The sequence below is a fragment of the Streptomyces sp. NPDC045022 genome (assembly GCF_056432605.1).
Genome location: NZ_JBWKIR010000001.1, coordinates 555,480 through 571,837, shown reverse-complemented (window position 1 = coordinate 571,837; position 16,358 = coordinate 555,480). Strand labels below are relative to the sequence as shown.

At 70.7% G+C, this 16,358-nt stretch carries 15 protein-coding genes; 2 read left to right on the top strand and 13 right to left on the bottom strand.

Translation table 11 applies throughout. The annotated features are described in order from the left end of the window. Positions 1-31: 31 nt before the first annotated feature. Positions 32-2,473 (top strand): glycoside hydrolase family 65 protein, encoded by a 2,442-nt coding sequence (locus AC07C1_RS02505; protein WP_478936375.1) that lies wholly within the window; start codon positions 32-34, stop codon positions 2,471-2,473. A 73-nt stretch (positions 2,474-2,546) separates the two neighbouring features. Here the strand turns inward: AC07C1_RS02505 and AC07C1_RS02500 are convergent, their stop codons facing one another. The 6 genes from AC07C1_RS02500 to AC07C1_RS02475 form a co-directional block, all read right to left on the bottom strand. Then, the gene (locus AC07C1_RS02500; protein WP_478936373.1) at positions 2,547-3,506 is read right to left on the bottom strand and encodes a hypothetical protein; all 960 of its coding nucleotides are present in this window, start codon (positions 3,504-3,506) and stop codon (positions 2,547-2,549) included. 156 nt (positions 3,507-3,662) lie between these two features. Then, positions 3,663-5,126, bottom strand: coding sequence for a UvrD-helicase domain-containing protein (locus AC07C1_RS02495; protein WP_478936372.1), 1,464 nt, complete (start codon positions 5,124-5,126; stop codon positions 3,663-3,665). 146 nt (positions 5,127-5,272) lie between these two features. Continuing rightward, entirely contained in the window at positions 5,273-6,160 is an 888-nt protein-coding gene (locus tag AC07C1_RS02490; protein ID WP_478936585.1) for a DUF6083 domain-containing protein, read from the bottom strand. Between the two features lie 160 nt (positions 6,161-6,320). After that, positions 6,321-6,584, bottom strand: coding sequence for a helix-turn-helix transcriptional regulator (locus AC07C1_RS02485; protein ID WP_478936371.1), 264 nt, complete (start codon positions 6,582-6,584; stop codon positions 6,321-6,323). 1,416 nt (positions 6,585-8,000) lie between these two features. Next, the gene (locus tag AC07C1_RS02480) at positions 8,001-9,179 is read right to left on the bottom strand and encodes an acyl-CoA dehydrogenase family protein (protein ID WP_478936370.1); all 1,179 of its coding nucleotides are present in this window, start codon (positions 9,177-9,179) and stop codon (positions 8,001-8,003) included. Between the two features lie 129 nt (positions 9,180-9,308). Then, complete coding sequence (locus tag AC07C1_RS02475; protein ID WP_478936369.1) at positions 9,309-9,683, bottom strand: four-helix bundle copper-binding protein; 375 nt, start codon at positions 9,681-9,683, stop codon at positions 9,309-9,311. A gap of 182 nt (positions 9,684-9,865) precedes the next feature. On the opposite strand from AC07C1_RS02475, the gene AC07C1_RS02470 reads away from it, so the two are divergent. Beyond that, positions 9,866-10,231, top strand: coding sequence for a DUF6479 family protein (locus AC07C1_RS02470; RefSeq protein WP_478936368.1), 366 nt, complete (start codon positions 9,866-9,868; stop codon positions 10,229-10,231). Positions 10,232-10,316: 85 nt separating this feature from the next. Here the strand turns inward: AC07C1_RS02470 and AC07C1_RS02465 are convergent, their stop codons facing one another. The 7 genes from AC07C1_RS02465 to AC07C1_RS02435 all read right to left on the bottom strand — a co-directional run bounded on the left by AC07C1_RS02465 (position 10,317) and on the right by AC07C1_RS02435 (position 16,211). Beyond that, on the bottom strand, positions 10,317-10,805 hold the full coding sequence (locus AC07C1_RS02465) for an RpiB/LacA/LacB family sugar-phosphate isomerase (protein WP_478936367.1): 489 nt from the start codon (positions 10,803-10,805) through the stop codon (positions 10,317-10,319). A gap of 267 nt (positions 10,806-11,072) precedes the next feature. Further along, positions 11,073-11,267 carry a hypothetical protein gene (locus AC07C1_RS02460; RefSeq protein WP_478936366.1) on the bottom strand — a complete coding sequence of 65 codons (195 nt, stop codon included), beginning with the start codon at positions 11,265-11,267 and terminating at the stop codon, positions 11,073-11,075. Positions 11,268-11,357: 90 nt separating this feature from the next. After that, positions 11,358-12,608 (bottom strand): ANTAR domain-containing protein, encoded by a 1,251-nt coding sequence (locus AC07C1_RS02455; protein WP_478936365.1) that lies wholly within the window; start codon positions 12,606-12,608, stop codon positions 11,358-11,360. Between the two features lie 127 nt (positions 12,609-12,735). Continuing rightward, positions 12,736-13,185, bottom strand: coding sequence for an STAS domain-containing protein (locus AC07C1_RS02450; RefSeq protein ID WP_478936364.1), 450 nt, complete (start codon positions 13,183-13,185; stop codon positions 12,736-12,738). A 227-nt stretch (positions 13,186-13,412) separates the two neighbouring features. After that, positions 13,413-14,321, bottom strand: a complete 909-nt coding sequence (locus AC07C1_RS02445; RefSeq protein WP_478936362.1) for a glycosyltransferase family 2 protein — start codon at positions 14,319-14,321, stop codon at positions 13,413-13,415. Beyond that, the gene (locus AC07C1_RS02440; protein WP_478936361.1) at positions 14,318-15,259 is read right to left on the bottom strand and encodes a glycosyltransferase family 2 protein; all 942 of its coding nucleotides are present in this window, start codon (positions 15,257-15,259) and stop codon (positions 14,318-14,320) included. The genes AC07C1_RS02445 and AC07C1_RS02440 overlap by 4 nt, the downstream gene beginning before the upstream one ends. After that, the gene (locus tag AC07C1_RS02435) at positions 15,249-16,211 is read right to left on the bottom strand and encodes a glycosyltransferase family 9 protein (protein ID WP_478936583.1); all 963 of its coding nucleotides are present in this window, start codon (positions 16,209-16,211) and stop codon (positions 15,249-15,251) included. The genes AC07C1_RS02440 and AC07C1_RS02435 overlap by 11 nt, the downstream gene beginning before the upstream one ends. Positions 16,212-16,358: the final 147 nt, after the last annotated feature.

The window sequence follows — 16,358 nt, the reverse complement described above, 5'->3', positions numbered from 1 at the left end:
CCAGGGCCTCCGGAGGATAGGAAGGTGACGGATGCCGGAGTGGATGTGGGAGTGGAAGGGCTACGACCCCGCCGCCGAGCGCTTGCGCGAATCCCTCTGCACCCTCGGCAACGGTTACTTCGCCACTCGGGGCGCGCTGCCAGAGCGCCGGGCCGGCCTGGTGCACTACCCGGCGACCTATGTGGCCGGCTGCTACAACCGCCTGGAGTCGACCGTGGCGGGGCGGCGCGTGGTGAATGAGGATCTGGTCAACCTCCCCAACTGGCTGCTTCTCCGATGCCGTCTGCGCCGCGCCGAGGGAGCGTGGGGCCCGTGGATCTCTCCCAGCACGCACACGCTCCTGGACCACAAGCACACCCTGGATCTGCGCCGCGGCACGCTCACCCGATCCTTCCGGCACCGGATGGGCGAGAGGGGTACGCTCAGCGTCGAGCAGATCCGCCTGGTGCACATGGGGGACCCACACCTGGCCGCGCTGCGCACGGTCATCACGGCCGAGGACTGGTCAGGCGAGATCGAGATCGAAAGCTCGATCGACGGCGAGGTGATCAACGGCAACGTGCACCGTTACCGCGCCCTCAACCGCCACCATGTGACCCATGTGCGCACCGGCACCCACGAACCCCACACGGTCTGGCTGACCTGCCGGACCAGCACGTCGGACATCTCCGTCGCCCTGGCCGCCCGGACGACGGTCATCGCCGACGGGGCTCCAGCCTTGTCGGTGCTCCGTCCGGCCCGCCAACGCGCGGTCCACCGTCTGATGATCCCCTTCTCATCAGGCCGACCCATCACCGTGGACAAGACCGTGGCCCTTCACACCTCGCGGGACACGGCGATCAGCGACCCGCTCGGCGAAGCGGTCGACCGGGTGACCACAGCACCGGACTTCCCCGCGCTCCTGGACTCCCATACCGCCGCGTGGGAACGGCTGTGGCGGCGCGCCGACCTCCAGGTGCCCGGCGAAGCCGGCCGCATCCTGCGCTTCCACCTCTTCCACATCCTGCAGACGCTGTCACCGAACACAGCGGACCTTGACGTAGGGGCTCCAGCTCGGGGCCTGCACGGCGAGGCGTACCGGGGCCATGTGTTCTGGGACGAGCTCTTCGTCCTGCCCTATCTCAACTTGCACTTCCCTGAGGTCTCACGATCCTTGTTGAACTACCGCTACCAGCGGCTCCCGCGCGCCTGCCGAACGGCGACCGCGACCGGCCGGGCGGGGGCGATGTACCCGTGGCAGAGCGGCAGCGACGGCCGTGAGGAGTCCCAGGAGTGGCATCTCAACCCGGCCTCGGGCCGCTGGCTGCCGGACCACTCCCGCCTCCAGCACCACGTGGGTTCGGCGATCGCCTACAACGTCTGGCAGTACTGCGAGGCCACCGGCGACACGGAGTACCTCCACACCAGGGGCGCGGAGATGCTGCTGCAGATCTCCCGCTTCTGGGCCGACCTCGCCGCCTTCGACCCCGACAGGGGCCGCTACCGAATTCGCGGTGTCGTCGGCCCCGACGAGTACCACGACGGCTACCCGGGTGCCACCCTGCCGGGACTGGACGACAACGCCTACACCAATGTCACCGCGGCCTGGGTCCTCACCCGCACCCTGGAGCTCCTACGGCGCCTTCCCACATGGCGCCGCGAGGAACTGTGCGACCGGCTCCGGCTGACCGCCGACGAACTGCTGAAGTGGGAGGAGGTCTCCCGACGGCTGCGAGTGCCGTTCCACCACGGCGTCATCAGCCAGTTCGAGGGCTACGACGACCTCGCCGAGCTGGACTGGGACGTCTACCGGGCGCGCTACAGCACCATCCGCAGGCTGGACCGGATCCTGGAAGCCGAGGGCGACACGGCCAACCGCTACAAGGCGTCCAAGCAGGCCGACGTTCTGATGCTCGGCTACCTGTTCTCACCCGCCGAGCTGCGAGCCCTGTTCCGTCGTCTCGGGTACGACCTGGACGACGACATCTGGCGCAGAACCGTGGACTACTACCTGCAGCGCACCAGTCATGGCTCCACCCTCAGCGAACTCGTCCACGGCTTCGTCCTCGCCAGGGCCAGACGGGCCGAGGCATGGCAGTACGTCCATGAAGCCCTGAAGGCGGACGTCGCCGACATCCAGGGCGGCACAACCGGCGAGGGCATCCATCTGGGCGCCATGGCCGGGACGCTGGACCTGGTCCAGCGTGGCCTGACGGGGCTGGAGACGCGCGAGGACGCCCTGTGGCTCGACCCGGTGCCGCTCCCGGCGCTCTCCGAGTACGGGTTCACGATGCACTATCGCGGTCACTGGGGCGTGGGCATACGCCGCCGGAGCGGGCAGCTGGAGATCAGCGTGCCGGACTCGGAGGAGTCGCCGATTCGGGTGATGCTGGCCGATCGGGCGGTGACCATCGCGCCTGGGGAAACCTGCTCCCTCGTAGTGCCGGACCTCGCCCAGACGGCTCGTCACGCTACTCCAGACCGCGCCTGTTAGCCGACGCCGGCATCGGCGTTCTACTGCTGCCTGAAGCGGTTCCAGCCCTGCCATGAGGTCGCTCCAGGAGACCTCACGATGGCGAAGTGGTGGCATCTCTGCCGCCCCTCGAGCGGCTGACTCGAAGGCGCAGGGCCAGAATCGCCATATAGCCGAGCAGTGCCACTAGGCCAGCCATGAACAGACCGAAGACGGTGTCCCCCATGGTGCTGGTCAAGTCCTTCGGTGCCGTACTCATGATGAACAGCGGCACGACCACGCCAACCACCGTGAAGAAACTCAGAATTCCGAGGCCCAAGCCGAGCCCCTTCGGTTTGACGATCGCTTCACGGGCCTGTCTCAGCCGCGCAACCTCGCCCACAAGATCTTCCAATTGCTGTTGCGACCGCTCCTCCTGGGCTTTCAGCGCATCTCGTCGAATACCGCGCTGCAACATCAGCGTCTCGGAAAGGCTCGGCCTCGTCATCATCGCGGGGAGATGGCGAAAGCCAAGGCCGGGCAAGTTGTGACTTCTCACGGGAGGCGCCGTGAGCTGCCAGAACTTGATCTCCCACGCGTCCTCAATCTCGATCTGAAGCTCGGGGTGGCTTCGACGAAGGTCATCCCAACTGGATGGCTCGGCCGCCTCGTCGGAGGACAGCAACGCCCTGCAGGCCGCCTCGGCTCGTGTCAACTCCTCGGCCACCACGGCGGCGTGATGTTCGATTTCTTCGTCTTGCAAGGCCGAGTACCGTCCTACCTCACGAAGTCCAGCGGCGTCGAGCACACCGTTGTCGACGGCCACGATCACCTCTCTGCTGAAGAAGCGGTCAAGGTCGAAGGACAGCCATTTCCAGCGAGCTGCCTCCGCCCGCGTCTTCACGGCCTCGAGCCGCGCATCGGCATCAGTCAGGACGCGCTGGGCCCCTTCTTGCTCGGAACCCAGAGTCACGAATCTGGCGACGAGAAGGCCGCCCACGATGGCGACAAGGGCTGAACTGGCGGTCGTGATAGTGGACAGGAACGGAGCAGGGTCCGTCGGCACACTTGGCATAGCGAACAACCTACGGCCATTCGGCGAAAACGATGCCCCAGGATGGACCGGTGACAGCAGGGGGAGCGACTGACAGCGGTACGCCTGATCCGAAATCCAGCCCCCGTGAGAGCTTGGCGTCCAAGGGCTTCGTCCCGAGCAGGGCAGTCCTCCTGCTCACCCTGCAACAGCCGGATGGTTCTTGATCCACGCGAGTCCGCCCAAGTCGAGTCGGGACCGGGCGCGGGTGACCGCAACGTAAGCGAGGCGTGCGTCGGCTTCGTTCACGGGCTCGGGGATCGGACGCCCAGAGGCGTCCTGCTGGTCGGAGTCCGGGGGCGGCGGGAAGTCATCGCCGATTCTCACTCGGGGCCATTCACGCCCCTTCGCCTTGTGCGCGGTGGAAACGACGACGTCCGCCTGGTCTTCGTCGGTCAGTGCATTGACGGCAGCGATGACGGCCTCTGGACCATGAGTTTCCACGAGTTCCACGAACGGCTGCAGATCCCGGCCGGCAGGATCGTATTGCGCGTAGTCCTGCAACTCGCCCCACGAGGAGAAGAGGAACAACTCCGGGTGGGAGGTGGGGCGGCCGTCCTTGAGCGCCCTGGCGGCGATCGCGAGCGAGACGAGTGTTTCCCCACCTCGCGACAGTGCGACACGGCGTCCGGCCGCAAGCAGCCGCAGCACCTCCGTCATGGCCCCGATGTTGGTGCGACAGAGCACGGCGTCCGGATGTGCGACGTGGCCGATTTCCGTCGGGATCGCTTCGGTGCCTGTCAACCGGATCGATGCTCCGGCCAGGCTGAGCCACGTGTTGGCCTGATCGGCGAGAAGGGGGCCGAACCGGAAGGACCGGGTCAGGCTGAGGCGGGTGGCATCGAAGCCGGTCATCACATCACGTGCCCCACGCCAGCCATAGATGGCTTGAGCGGAGTCGCCGACCATTACCAGCTGGGCATGGGCCCCCTGAGCTGTGAACACCTGCTCCACCACCGAGTTGGTGTCCTGTGCCTCGTCCAGGAGAAGGAAGTCACCATCGATCCTGGGGTCGGTGAGCGCCCACATTTTCAGATAGTGGTCGTGCTCGAAACGGACAACACCGTGCTCGGGATTCTGCAGATCCCCCCACGCCTTCCCGGCGAAGGGTACGACGATCTCGGCAAGCTCAGCGTGATCGTCCGGCTCTTCCAAACCCCGGAGGCTCGGCACGTGCCGGAAATCCACGGTGCGATCGGCGGAGTGACAGAAGCGTGTCACTGTGCGCAACACGGCGTGGGACAACGTCCTCTGGCTGACATCACGGTCACCGATCCGGACCGGTCCGTCGATGCCGAGCGCCTGGCCGCTCTTCCAGGCGGGCTGACGGGGGCCTCTGAGGCGGTGAGCGAAACGATGCCCAAGAGCGGCGTAGGCCATGGCGTGGGCGGTCTTGCACGTCACCGACCGCGGAAACCGGCTGGAAGCCTCATGGGCGACATCCCTGTTGAAGGCAAGGAAGCGGCCGCGGCTACGGGCGCTCGCGGCAAGCAGGGCCAGCGTGCTGGTCTTTCCGGTGCCAGCGCCTGCCTGTAGCACGAGATGGTGACCCTGCCGAAAGGCTTCGACGGCCTGAGCCTGTTCGTCGGTGGGCGTGTGCATTCGGACTCCGAAAGAGACAGGAACAGGTGGATGTGCCGCAGGTTTCAGACGGTGGGACACGGTGCCCAAGCCGGTGGCTTGGGCACCGTGGCCTGAGGTGCATGCCGTGCGGCTCCGAATCGTCGCGAGCAGCTCACCAGGCAGAGCTAGTGACGGCCCGGCTGACGTCGTGGGTGAGCGCCCCGCTGTGGATGCCGAACACGAGTGGGCAGCCGACGGTAGATGTGCGTGTGGTGCAGGAGAGGATCGAAGGGCTCCCACTCGGCCATCACCAGGTCAGCTGCCGCAGTGGCAGCAGCGTGGGCGCTGCAACGCTGAGCGCGCCAGCGCAACTGTTCGCTGTACGGCAGGTGGGTGAGGTCGTACAACGCCATGATCTCGGAGGGCAAGGCAAGTTGTTCCTGCCTGGCTGTGGCCGGCACCAGGGTCCACCTGCCGGCAAGGGCGCCCTGGGTGAGGAGCCGCTGAGGGCAACGACCGCGGTGACGCGTCTGGGCAACGCATTGGATCTCTTCTACCGGCTGGGCGGCCAGATAGCGGATGTACAGAAGCTGCACAACGGGTCGTGCAGGTCGGCACGCTTCCGGCGTCTGTGCAGGACCCGGTTCTGAGGCGGAGGGAGTGAACGCGCCGGAGTCGATCAGGCGGCGTGTGTTGACAGCCAGTGCCCGCCGCAAGCCCGACAGCCCTGAATGATTGGCAGTGACTCCAGTGGAGGCAGGGCAGACGGCGGCATGGGCGATGCGGCACCAAGGTCTGCCGTCTCCGGCGGGATGGGCGAGGCCTGAACTGACATGCCAGCGGAGCTTGTCAGGCACGTTGGCTGACGGAAGTTCTTCGGGATGCAGGCACGCGGATCGTTCGTCACTGCGGCGATACCACTCGATCGCGTTGCCGCATGCGCGGCAACGGTCGCGCTGAGCACAGCGAAGAAGCCGGGTGGGGCTGTCAGCAGCGACGCGCAGCGAACGCCGCCTGTGGTCGGCTGTGGAGCTGCCGTCCCAGTGGCGTCGGGGAGCAGATGAAGAGCTCATGAGCGCGAAGGTGCCAAGCGACACGCCATGGAGGCGATGACCGGGCCGCCTTCATCCACCGAATGGCCTCAATTATGGCAACAAGGGTTCGACACCTCGACCAAGAATGCGAGTCGCGCCATCCGTGCGGGTGGAAGCCGTGCCGACCCTGAAGCGGCCGTCAGCCACCACCGCTCGTCGGGGGCTCGTGCCCGTGACACAGGGCGCCGAACAGCTCGTCAAGCGGGGTGCTCAGCGCGTGGGCCAGGGCGTGCCACGTCTTGAGGGTCCCAATGGTGCGACCCTGCTCGATCTCGATGAGGGTCCTTCTGGCCAGCCCACTGCGAGCGGCCAGCTCGTCATAGCTCCACCCCCGCGCCGCCCGTAGCCGAGCGAGCTCCAGGCGCAGGGCCTCGAAGTCCGGCTCGGGCGTGAAGATCGTCACCCGACCATCCGACGGTGCAGCACCCTGCCCTGTCAGTGCAGACCTCTGCCCTATTTCCGACAGCGCGGCGCTCGGCGAGAGGGCAGGGGTCTGCACTACCGTGTGCCGCCGAACCCGGCCGACGGGGACCAGCGCGGAAAGGGCAGGAGGAACGCGCGCGCCATGAGGCTCTGCTCTGCTCAGTCCGGTGTACGGCGTACGTGGACGGTTGAACTGCGCCCGCAGCCCGGCGGGCCCGTCCTCGTTTGTCAGCAGTGCGCCCACGGCGGACGGCGACTCATCGGCTCCAAAGCGCGGACTCAGGCCCTGGCCCATCTAGCTCTGCACGCGCGGCGAAATCCACTTCCCGTACATCTGCGGACATGTCAGTGCCAGGAGCGGGGCTGTACGTGGCACTCCCGGCACCGGGGCTGCCACGGACCAATCCAGCTCCTGCTGATCCGCGAGCGCGGTGGACGCCTGTGGCGCCTCACCGACGCGTGCGTCGCATGCGCCGCTGCTACGTCGCAGGCGTCCATCGTCCCCGAAACGGTCCTGGTCCCCGCCGCCCCACCGCAGAGGCAGGAACCCGCGCGCCGGCGCCGCACCCGAGCGCCTGACAGTCGAACACGGGTGCGGGAGATGCTCAACTACCTTGCCGCCGCCCTGCCCGCCGATGTGGGAGCTGACGCCCGGTTGATCGCCCTGCAGTGCGCACTTCGCATGAACGACGCAGCTCAAACGAGGCTGCCTTACGGAGTGCTTCGAAGCCTTCGCCTTGGAGCCGCTGCAGATGCATGGCATGAGCTCACCCAAGCCGGGTGGCTGCGCCCGCTCGCGTCCGGCGAACGCGCAGTGGAGGTTCGGATGGTTGACGTCGCCCTGCTCGCGCAGCATCCCGCCCGTCCTGACCGGCTACAGGCCGCAGACTGGGCGCTGCGCACCGCCTGCCGTGCTCGTCCGGGCTCGGACTCTCTTTCCATGCTCGTCACCCTGTGCCTGGCGAGTCACTGCCCCCCTGGCGAGCACAGTGGGACCGCCGAGACAGAGCAAATCACGTGGGAATGCGGGATCCCCCTTCATGCACTCCACGGCACCCTTGACCACCTGAAGAGAACACACGTCCTGAAGTACTGGGGTGCAGACCAGGTGCCTGACGATTTGCGATGGACACTGACGCCATCAGTCGTGGTCCGGTGAGCACTCGGAGCACATCGCCGCCTCACGCGCTCCTTGGCCGCTGGAGCCGTGCCGCAGAGGGCACCTGCGCACGACACCAGCTGACCGCCGAGCCAACTGCCTGCTGGCCTTGCACCAAGGCTTAGCGCCACCGTCGATGGCGGCGTGCGCCTCGGGCCGGGTACCCTGAGGACAGCCGGTGATCTTGGTGCCAACTATCCCCGGTTTGTGACAACTAAAGGCGGTGGTCGCAGAAGGCTAACGCCGTACCCTCGGCATCCCCAGACCGATCCAGGAGATGATCTCGCGCTGGATCTCGTTGTTGCCGCCGCCGAAGGTGAAGATGACCGCCGAGCGGTAGCCGCGCTCGAGTTCGCCGTGCACGACGGCGCCCGCCGAGCCCTCCTTGAGGGGGCCGGCCGCGGCGACGATCTCCATGAGCCAGGCGTAGGCGTCGCGGCGGGCCTCGGAGCCGTAGACCTTGACGGCGGAGGCGTCCTGCGGGGTGAGCGTGCCCTCCTCGACGGCCGAGACCATCTGCCAGTTCAGCAGTTTCATCGCGTCGAGCCGGAGGTGGGTGCGGGCGAGCAGCCGGCGCACCCAGGGCAGGTCGGCCACCCGGCGGCCGTCGCCGAGCTTGGTCTCCCGCGCCCAGCGCTGTACGTCGCACAGGGCGCGGATGGCCATGGTGCCGTGGGCGGCGAGGGTGACGCGCTCGTGGTTGAGCTGGTTGGTGATCAGGCGCCAGCCCTGGTTCTCCTCACCGACCCGGCGGGAGACGGGGACGCGGACGTTCTCGTAGTAGCTCGCGGTGGTGTCGTGGGAGGCGAGGGTGTTGATGAGCGTGCAGGAGTAGCCGGGGTCGGAGGTCGGCACCAGAAGCATGGTGATGCCCTGGTGCGGCGGCGCCTCGGGGTCGGTGCGCACGGCCAGCCACACCCAGTCCGCGGTGTCGCCGTTGGTCGTCCAGATCTTCTGCCCGTCGACGACGTACTGGTCGCCGTCGCGTACGGCCCGGGTCCTGAGAGAGGCGAGGTCGGTGCCGGCGTCGGGCTCGCTGTAGCCGATCGCGAAGTCGATCTCGCCGGAGAGGACGCGCGGCAGGAAGTACGCCTTCTGTTCCGGCGTGCCGTACCGCATGAGCGTCGGGCCGACCGTGTTCAGGGCCATCAGGGGCAGTGGTACGCCGGCCTGCGCGGCCTCGTCGAAGAAGATGAACTGCTCCATCGCCGTCATTCCGCGCCCGCCGTACTCCTCGGGCCACCCGACGCCGAGCCAGCCGTCGGCGCCGAGCCTGCGGATGGTGGCGCGGTAGAACCGCTTGCGCGCCGCCGGGTCGGCGTACCGGGCGTAGGCGTTGTCCGGGACCAGCCGGCCGAAGTAGGCGCGCAGGTCGGCGCGCAATCGCTGCTGCTCGGGCGTGTGATCGAGATGCACGGCGCCTCCAGGCTCCCCAAGGGCGGTCCTGACGGCGCACACCGTAGAACGTGTTTCAGAAATTGGGAATGGCCGAGCCCCGGGCGGATTCCGGCGGGGGGACGGCGGGGCGGGGCTACCCGAGGAGGGTCACCGGAGGCTCTCCAGGAAGTCCGAGCAGGCGTCGGCGCAGGTCCGGCAGGCGGCCGCCGCCGACTCGGCACCGGGGTACTCGTCGAAGGCGCGGGCACATTCGAGGCACACCGAGCGGCACCACTCCAGACGGACCCGGATGCCCTCCTCGTCCTGGCGGTTCTCCTCGCAGAGCACACGGCAGGTGACGTCGCACACCTCGGCGCACATGATCCCCAGCCGGCGCACGCGCTCCTGGCGCTCGGTGCCGTCCGGGTCGACGAGGCTCGCACGGACCGCACAGGCCCGGGCGCACTCTGTGCAGGCCTGGGCACAGGTGAATCGGTCCTCCAGGAACCGGTAGAGCTGCTGCTGTGAGGTCGGCGGTGTCACACCGTGCGGGTAGCCGGGGCGGCAAGCCGCAAACCACTGTCCCCGGCCCGGTACGACGCCGGAGCAGACCCGGGCGGCGGCCAGGGGTTCTTCGTCGCCGTCCGTCGAAACCCGGTCACCGATCCTGTCCGGTTCATCCGGTTCATCCGGTTCATCCGGTTCTGATGGGGTATTCCAGTCGTATGACTACTGCATCGACGCAGTTGGCCGCAGCGAGCGGCCTGATGAGCCTCGTGCTGTTCGTCGTGGCCATGGGCCTCCTGGCGCTGCTCGCCGGCGGCTTCTGGATGAACTCCCGCGTCAAGTACCGCGAGTCCGCTCGGCCGCGACCCGACGAGCAGCCTCAGCTGCCACCGGACGGGCCGGTGCACGAACTCCGGGAGAACCGGGAATCCGCGGAGGTTCCACAGGTCCCCAAGGGCGGTCGCGCGCTCACCCCGTACGAGCTGAGCAACATGGACTCCAGGCCGAGCGAGTCCACGGACCGCCCGCGCTGGAGCCGGGGCTCCAGCGGCTCGTTCGGCGGCGGCGGACTCGGCGCCCACTGAAGCCCCGGGCTACTCGGACACGTACCGGTCGCCTACCTGAATCCCGGGGCCCGCTCAGCCGGAGCCTGCCCGCACCACGTCCCGGTCACCGGCCCGCGCCGGACCGTCCGACGTCCGCCCGAGAGCCCTCCCGGGCGGCGTCCAGGCGGCCGACGCGGGCCACGTTCCGCACGTCCTCCGGGTCCTGGCTGGGCTCGGCGGCGAACCAGGCGTCGAGAATCTCCTTCAGCAGCGGTTCGGAGGTCAGCCGCAGGCTCAGCGCCAGCGCGTTGGCGTCGTTCCAGCGGCGGGCGCCGTCCGCAGTGGTGGCGTCGGTGCACAGAGCGGCGCGTACGCCCGGCACCTTGTTGGCCGCGATGGACGCGCCGGTACCGGTCCAGCAGCACACCACCGCCTGCTCGGCCAGGCCCTCGGCGACGTCCCGGGCGGCCGCCGCCGAGCAGGCCGCCCACTGCGCGTCGGCCCCGGGCCGCAGGGCCCCGTGCGCGCGCACCTCATGCCCGCGGTTGCGCAGCTCCGTCACCAGGAGGCGGGCCACGGGTTCGTCCATGTCGGAGGAGACGGAGATCCGCATATGCGGAGCGTAGCCCCTACCGTCGGCGGCACGCCCGACGCACACGACGGCCCCGCAGGAGCCGGGGGTGCCTGCGCGACCGTCGAGACGGTCAGGCCGTAGTAATGGTTCACCGGCCATAGCCATGCCCCTTGGCGGAAGGACGTCCTCACGGCCAAGGGGCAGGGGTCACGGACAGGTGGGTCACGGACAACAGGTGGGTCACGGACAGGGGACCTCAGTCACGGAAAGTGGCCCCTCGGCCGTGACCGTCCGCCATCGACGTGTTCAGGGGTGATCGGGCTGCTGTGCCGGAGGCACTCCGCCACCCTCGCCCCCGCCCTTGTGGCCCTTGTCCGTGCCGTGCGGGCGGGCGCCCTCGTCGGGGCCGGCCGACTGGCGGGCCTTCAGCTCGCCGCTGTCCTGCGGGGTGGAGCCTCCCTTGTCGCTGCGTCGCTGTTCGGGCTGCTGGGGATTGGACATGCGCCGGACTCCCTCCGGTGGTGCGTGTTCCGTGCGGGGTCCGGGTTCCCAGGGCAGCGCGGGTGACGCACACCCCGCCGGTGGATCACCTCACGGTGCGGAGCGGGTCAGCACCCGGTGCAGATGTTCGAGGGCGTCGAGAAGCACCGAGCGGTGGTACCAGCTCAGCCATGCCGCCGTGTCGGCGGCCAGCACACCGAAGGCCTCGGCCTGCGCGGGGGTCGGCCGGTGGCCGGGGTCGGGCCAGTGCAGGGTGATCACACCGGTGCAGGAACCGGCCGAGGACAGGACGGGAACGCTGTGCACGGCGTGCGCGCCGGTGGTCAGCAGGACGCGCCGGCACTCGTCGGAGAGCAGCGCGTCGACGGCCACGTCGGGCACGCTCACCCGGCGCCCCCGCGTCCGGGCGGCCGCGTCGGCCGTGCCGTCGTCCCGGCCGCGCACCAGGTGGTCGAGGAACGTTTCCGCACAGCCGTAGTGGGTCTCGAGCGTCAGCACGTTGACCGCCGGGTCGACGAGCTGCACATACCCGGTGGGCGCCCGCCCGACGGCCAGCGCCTCACGCAGCACGGCGTCGATCATCTGCCGCCGGTAGCGCGGGTCCCGGCCGCCCCTGCCCAGGAGCCGCAGCTGTGGCACGGGCAGGGAGCGGCGGCCCGGGAACCACACCTCGCCGTCCGGGGGCCGGGCCACCACCACGGCGGAGACGAGGACGCGCAGCGGTACGTTGAACCGTTGCGACGTCTCGCGCAGCACCCGGAAGGCACTGCCCGCGTCGGGCAGGCCGTAACGGACCATCAGCGTGCCCTGGGCCATGCCGATCACCGGGGCGGTCCGCACCCGGGCGCGCAGCGCGCGGACCTCCTTGTGGAGGTCCTCGTAGGAGGGCCGTAGCGGGTCCGCCATCTGCGACCGCCAGACGGGCAGCTCCTCCACCCGGGCGGTGGCGCGGGCCAGCTCGCGCAACGCCTCGTCGAGGGTGGCGTACAGCCGGACGCCGTCCAGGCGGGCGAGGTGAACCGCCTCGCGCACACCGGGCCGGGCCCGGACGATGATCAGGTCCGGGCGCCCGACGCGCGTCCGGGTCGTCTCGCTGAGCGTGCGCAGCACGGCGGCGCCGCCCAGCTGTACGTGGGCCATGTCGAGCACGGGCCGCAGTCCGGCGCGGTCCGCCTCTTCCAGATGGCCGCGCAGCTCCGCCGACCAGGCCTGGGCCCCGTTCGCGTCGAGGCTGCCGGACATGCGCAGGAGCAGGGCGCCCTCGGCGGGCAGTCCCTCGACGACGGAGGACTCGATGACCAGGGAGGCCGGTCCGCCGGAACGGTGGGAAGGGGCTTTCATGGCATCACCCAGACAAGACGTCACAGAAGACTCGATCAGCCTCTTCCTGACCACCTTGCACGGTAGGTGACCGGCGCTCAACCGCACCGCCCACCGCGCCGGGCGCGGGAGCCGGCCGTGCTTGCGGTCAGCCGGCGGTGCCGGGTTCCTCCGGTGGGCGCCGGTGGGCCTCCAGGGTGTGCAGGGCCGACGCCATCGTGGCATGCACCCGAAGACCCGGCAGGCCGGCCGTCCGCAGCGCCTCCCGCACGTGGGGTCTCGGTTGCACGACGGGCAGGGCGCGGCCGGAGCGGGCGAGGACGCCGGTCGCCCGGTCGAGGGAGCGTACGGCGGCCGCGCCGGCGAGATACACCTCGGTCATGTCCAGGACGGGGTGTTCCGCGGCCTTGTCGGCGTGCGCGATGTGCTCGGCGAGGGCCTCGGAGAACTCCACCGCGTTGCAGGCGTCGACCGTGCCCCGGGCTTTCAGGACACTGATCCCCCCGACCTCGCGGCGGTGTTCGTGCACGGTCTGCAGGAGCAGCGGGGCCGGGCCGCCGGGGCGGACGCGGGCAGGGAGGGGCTGACCGTTTTCCATGGGATCGGGCTTCCTGGGCGGGGAGGATCAGCCAGCCGCTTCTTGACCGGGGCCCTCACTGTGCCCCCGGCGTGGGCCCGTTGCAACGACACTCGCCGGGCGTGTCGGGGGGCGGCACAGCGGCGATGCCGGCAGGCGGCGTACTGCCGTTCGGGTGCGTCCGGCATTCCGCCGCCGGGGTCCGTCGACGTGCGCCACCCGGGTCCGGCCGACCTACACCGTGGGACTCAGCCGACGTACCGCCGGGCGGGTGATGTTCTGCGTGCCCGCTCCAGTGCGGCCAGGCGGCGTTCCAGGTCCGGTGGCACCGGGTCGCGCTGGCGCAGCACCCAGGGCAGTCCGGCGGTGGCGCGGGCGAACGCGCGCACGGAAGCGGCGTCGCGGGGCACCGTGCGGATCAGGTGCCCGGTGCGGCGCAGGGCCGGGTACAGCGGGCGGCGCAGCCAGGTGAACCACAGCGTGTTGCGCAGCCCGAGGATTCGGCGGGCCGTGCTGTCACGCAGCCGGGAGGCGTGGTGGTGGACGGTCAGCTCCTCGACGTAGGCGAGCCACCAGCCCCGCCGCAGCAGGTCACAGGCGAGCAGTTCCTCCTCGCCGCCGAGCCACAGGCCCGGATGGAAGCCGCCGCCGGCGCGGAAGGCGTCCGTGCGCAGCACGGTGGCGGCGGCGAGGAAAGAGCCGAGCGCGGGGCCCGGGAGCCAGTCGGGGGCAGGCAGCGGGGATTCGCGCAGTTCCCGGACGACCGGGTCCTCGGTGCCGCCGGGTTCGACGACGATGCGGGCGGTGACGGCCGCGAGGCGGGGCCGGGTGTCGAGCAGGTCGGCGGCCCGCCGCAGACTGCCCGGTTCCCACCAGGTGTCGTCGTCGCAGAACGCGACATAGGGGGTGCGGACTCGCTGCACGGCCAGGTTGCGGCCGATGGCCCCGAGATTGTGGCCGGGGCGGAGCAGGGTCATCTCGGGGAAGTCCCTGGCGACGGCTTCGGCGGTGCCGTCGGCCGAGGCGTTGTCGGTGATGATCACAGGTGGGCGTTCGGGGAGCCGGCGCAGCAGGGCGAGGGTGCGCAGGAGTTCGTCGCGGCGGTTGTGGGTGATCAGCACGACGGTCGTACGGTCGTCGGGGTGCGTCCCGGTCATGGCGCGGCGCCCTCCTCGCGGCGTCCGGCCGCCTGCCGGTCGAGCAGACGGGCGGCGTCTTCGACGTGCGGGGGCAGAGTGCGGCGGCGGGCGAGGGCGGCCGGCAGTCGCGCGAAGGTCTCCTTCAGGGCACGGCGGGCGCCGGGGCGGCCGGCGGCGGCGGCCCGGGCGAGGTCGGCGCCGGCGTGCAGGGCGACGGGCCAGGGACGGCGCAGGCAGGTGGTGAGCACGTGGTTGCGCCGGACGAGGAAGGGCCGGCCGGTGCGGCCGTGGTCCTCGGGGTGGTGGAAGGCGCGCAGCGTGGGCTCGTAGGAGACGCCCCAGCCCCGGGCGGCCAGGTCGTAGGCGAGCAGGGTCTCCTCGCCGCCGAAGAAGAGCAGCGGGTGGAAGCCCCCGGCGCTCAGGAAGGCCTCCCGGCGCACCACGCAGGCGCAGCCGAGGAAGCCGAGCACCGGGCGGCCGGGCAGGTCCGGTTCGGGCGGCAGCGGCGAGGCGGCGAGGATCTCGTTGAGGGGGTCCTCGGCGGCCTCGTCACCGACCAGGGTGCGGGCGGCGAGCAGGCCGAGCCGGGGGTGGCCGTCGAGGAGGTCGGCGGCCCGGCGGAGGCTGCCCGGCGCCCACCAGGAGTCGTCGTCGCTGAAGGCGACGTACGGCGTGCCGGCGTGGCGGACGGCCAGGTTGCGGCCGAGGGCGCCGGTGTTGGCGGTGGGCCGTAGCAGGCGGGCGACGGCCGGGTGGCCGCGCACGGCCGTGTGGGTGGTGTCGTCGCGGGAGTTGTCGACGACGATGACGGGCGGGCGCTCGGGCAGTGCCGCCAGCGCGTCGAGGGTGCGCAGCAGGCTGGCGCACCGGTCGCGGGTGATGACGGCGACGGTGATCCGGGGATCGCCCGCGGTGGTGGGACGGCGGGCGCGGCTGTGGGCGTGCTCAGTGGACACGGGTCACCTCCGGTCCTGGCGGCCGGGTCCCGTCGCGGACCGGCCGCAGCAGCGTCAGGCACGCCGCGGCGACCTCGCCGGTGCGGATGCGCAGAAGGCGGGCGTCCGGGGTGCGGCCGTGCGGGTCACCGGGCGGGCCGGGCTTCCACAGGGCCAGGTGGTCCGGGCTCGGGGGCGGTCCCCACAGGCGCGGGGAGACGGGACCGAACAAGGTGACCGTGCGCGTGCCGTGGGCGACCGCGAGATGGGCGAGGCCGGTGTCGCCGCTGAGCACGAGGGACGCCTCGGCCACCAGCGCGGACAGCTCCCCGAGGGGGCGGCCGCCTGTCAGCACGTCGCGCGCCCGCTGTCCGCTGCGTTCGGCGACCGAGCGGACCAGGGCGTCCTCGCCCGGGCCGCCGGTGAGCACCACGTGGTGTCCGGCGGAGCGCAGGCACCGTACGACTGCGGCGTACCGCTCCCCCGGCCAGCGGCGCGAGCCCGAGGCCGCTCCCGGGTGCACGACCACCGCGCCCGGCGCCGGGGACGGCGTGCCGGGGCGGGGCAGCCGCAGGTCCAGGGGGTCGGCCGGGATGCCGTGGGCGTGCAGGAAGGCGCACCAGCGGTCCCGTTCGTGGGTATCGCCCTGCCATGGCGGCCCGTCCCGGCAGGCGTGGGCGAGCAGCCGGCGGGGGTGCAGGACGGCGAGCGCGTCGCGGCTCTCGGGACCGTTCCCGTGCAGGTCGATCGCCACCTCGGGCGGCGGCCCGGCCCAGTGCCTGAGGGACGGCACCGCCCGCCCCGGTGCCTCGGCCGGGAACACCGCGTCGATCGCACCGCTGGCCAGGGCGAGTTCGGCGAGCCCCGGCGGCTGCGCGAGGACGACCCGGTGGCCCGGAAAGGCCCGCCGGACGCCGCGCAGAGCGGGCACGCCGGCCAGCAGATCACCGAGCCCCAGCGCGCGCAGCACCAGGACGGTCGGGGGGAGGACCGCCCCACGCCCCGCAACCCGGGCACCCCGGTCGGCAGGGCTCCTGTGCGCCCGAGCCGGCCCCCCGGCAGATACGGAAACCGAGGCCGGGCAGCGGGCAGGGGGCTTCTCGGGGACGGTGGGTGTGCG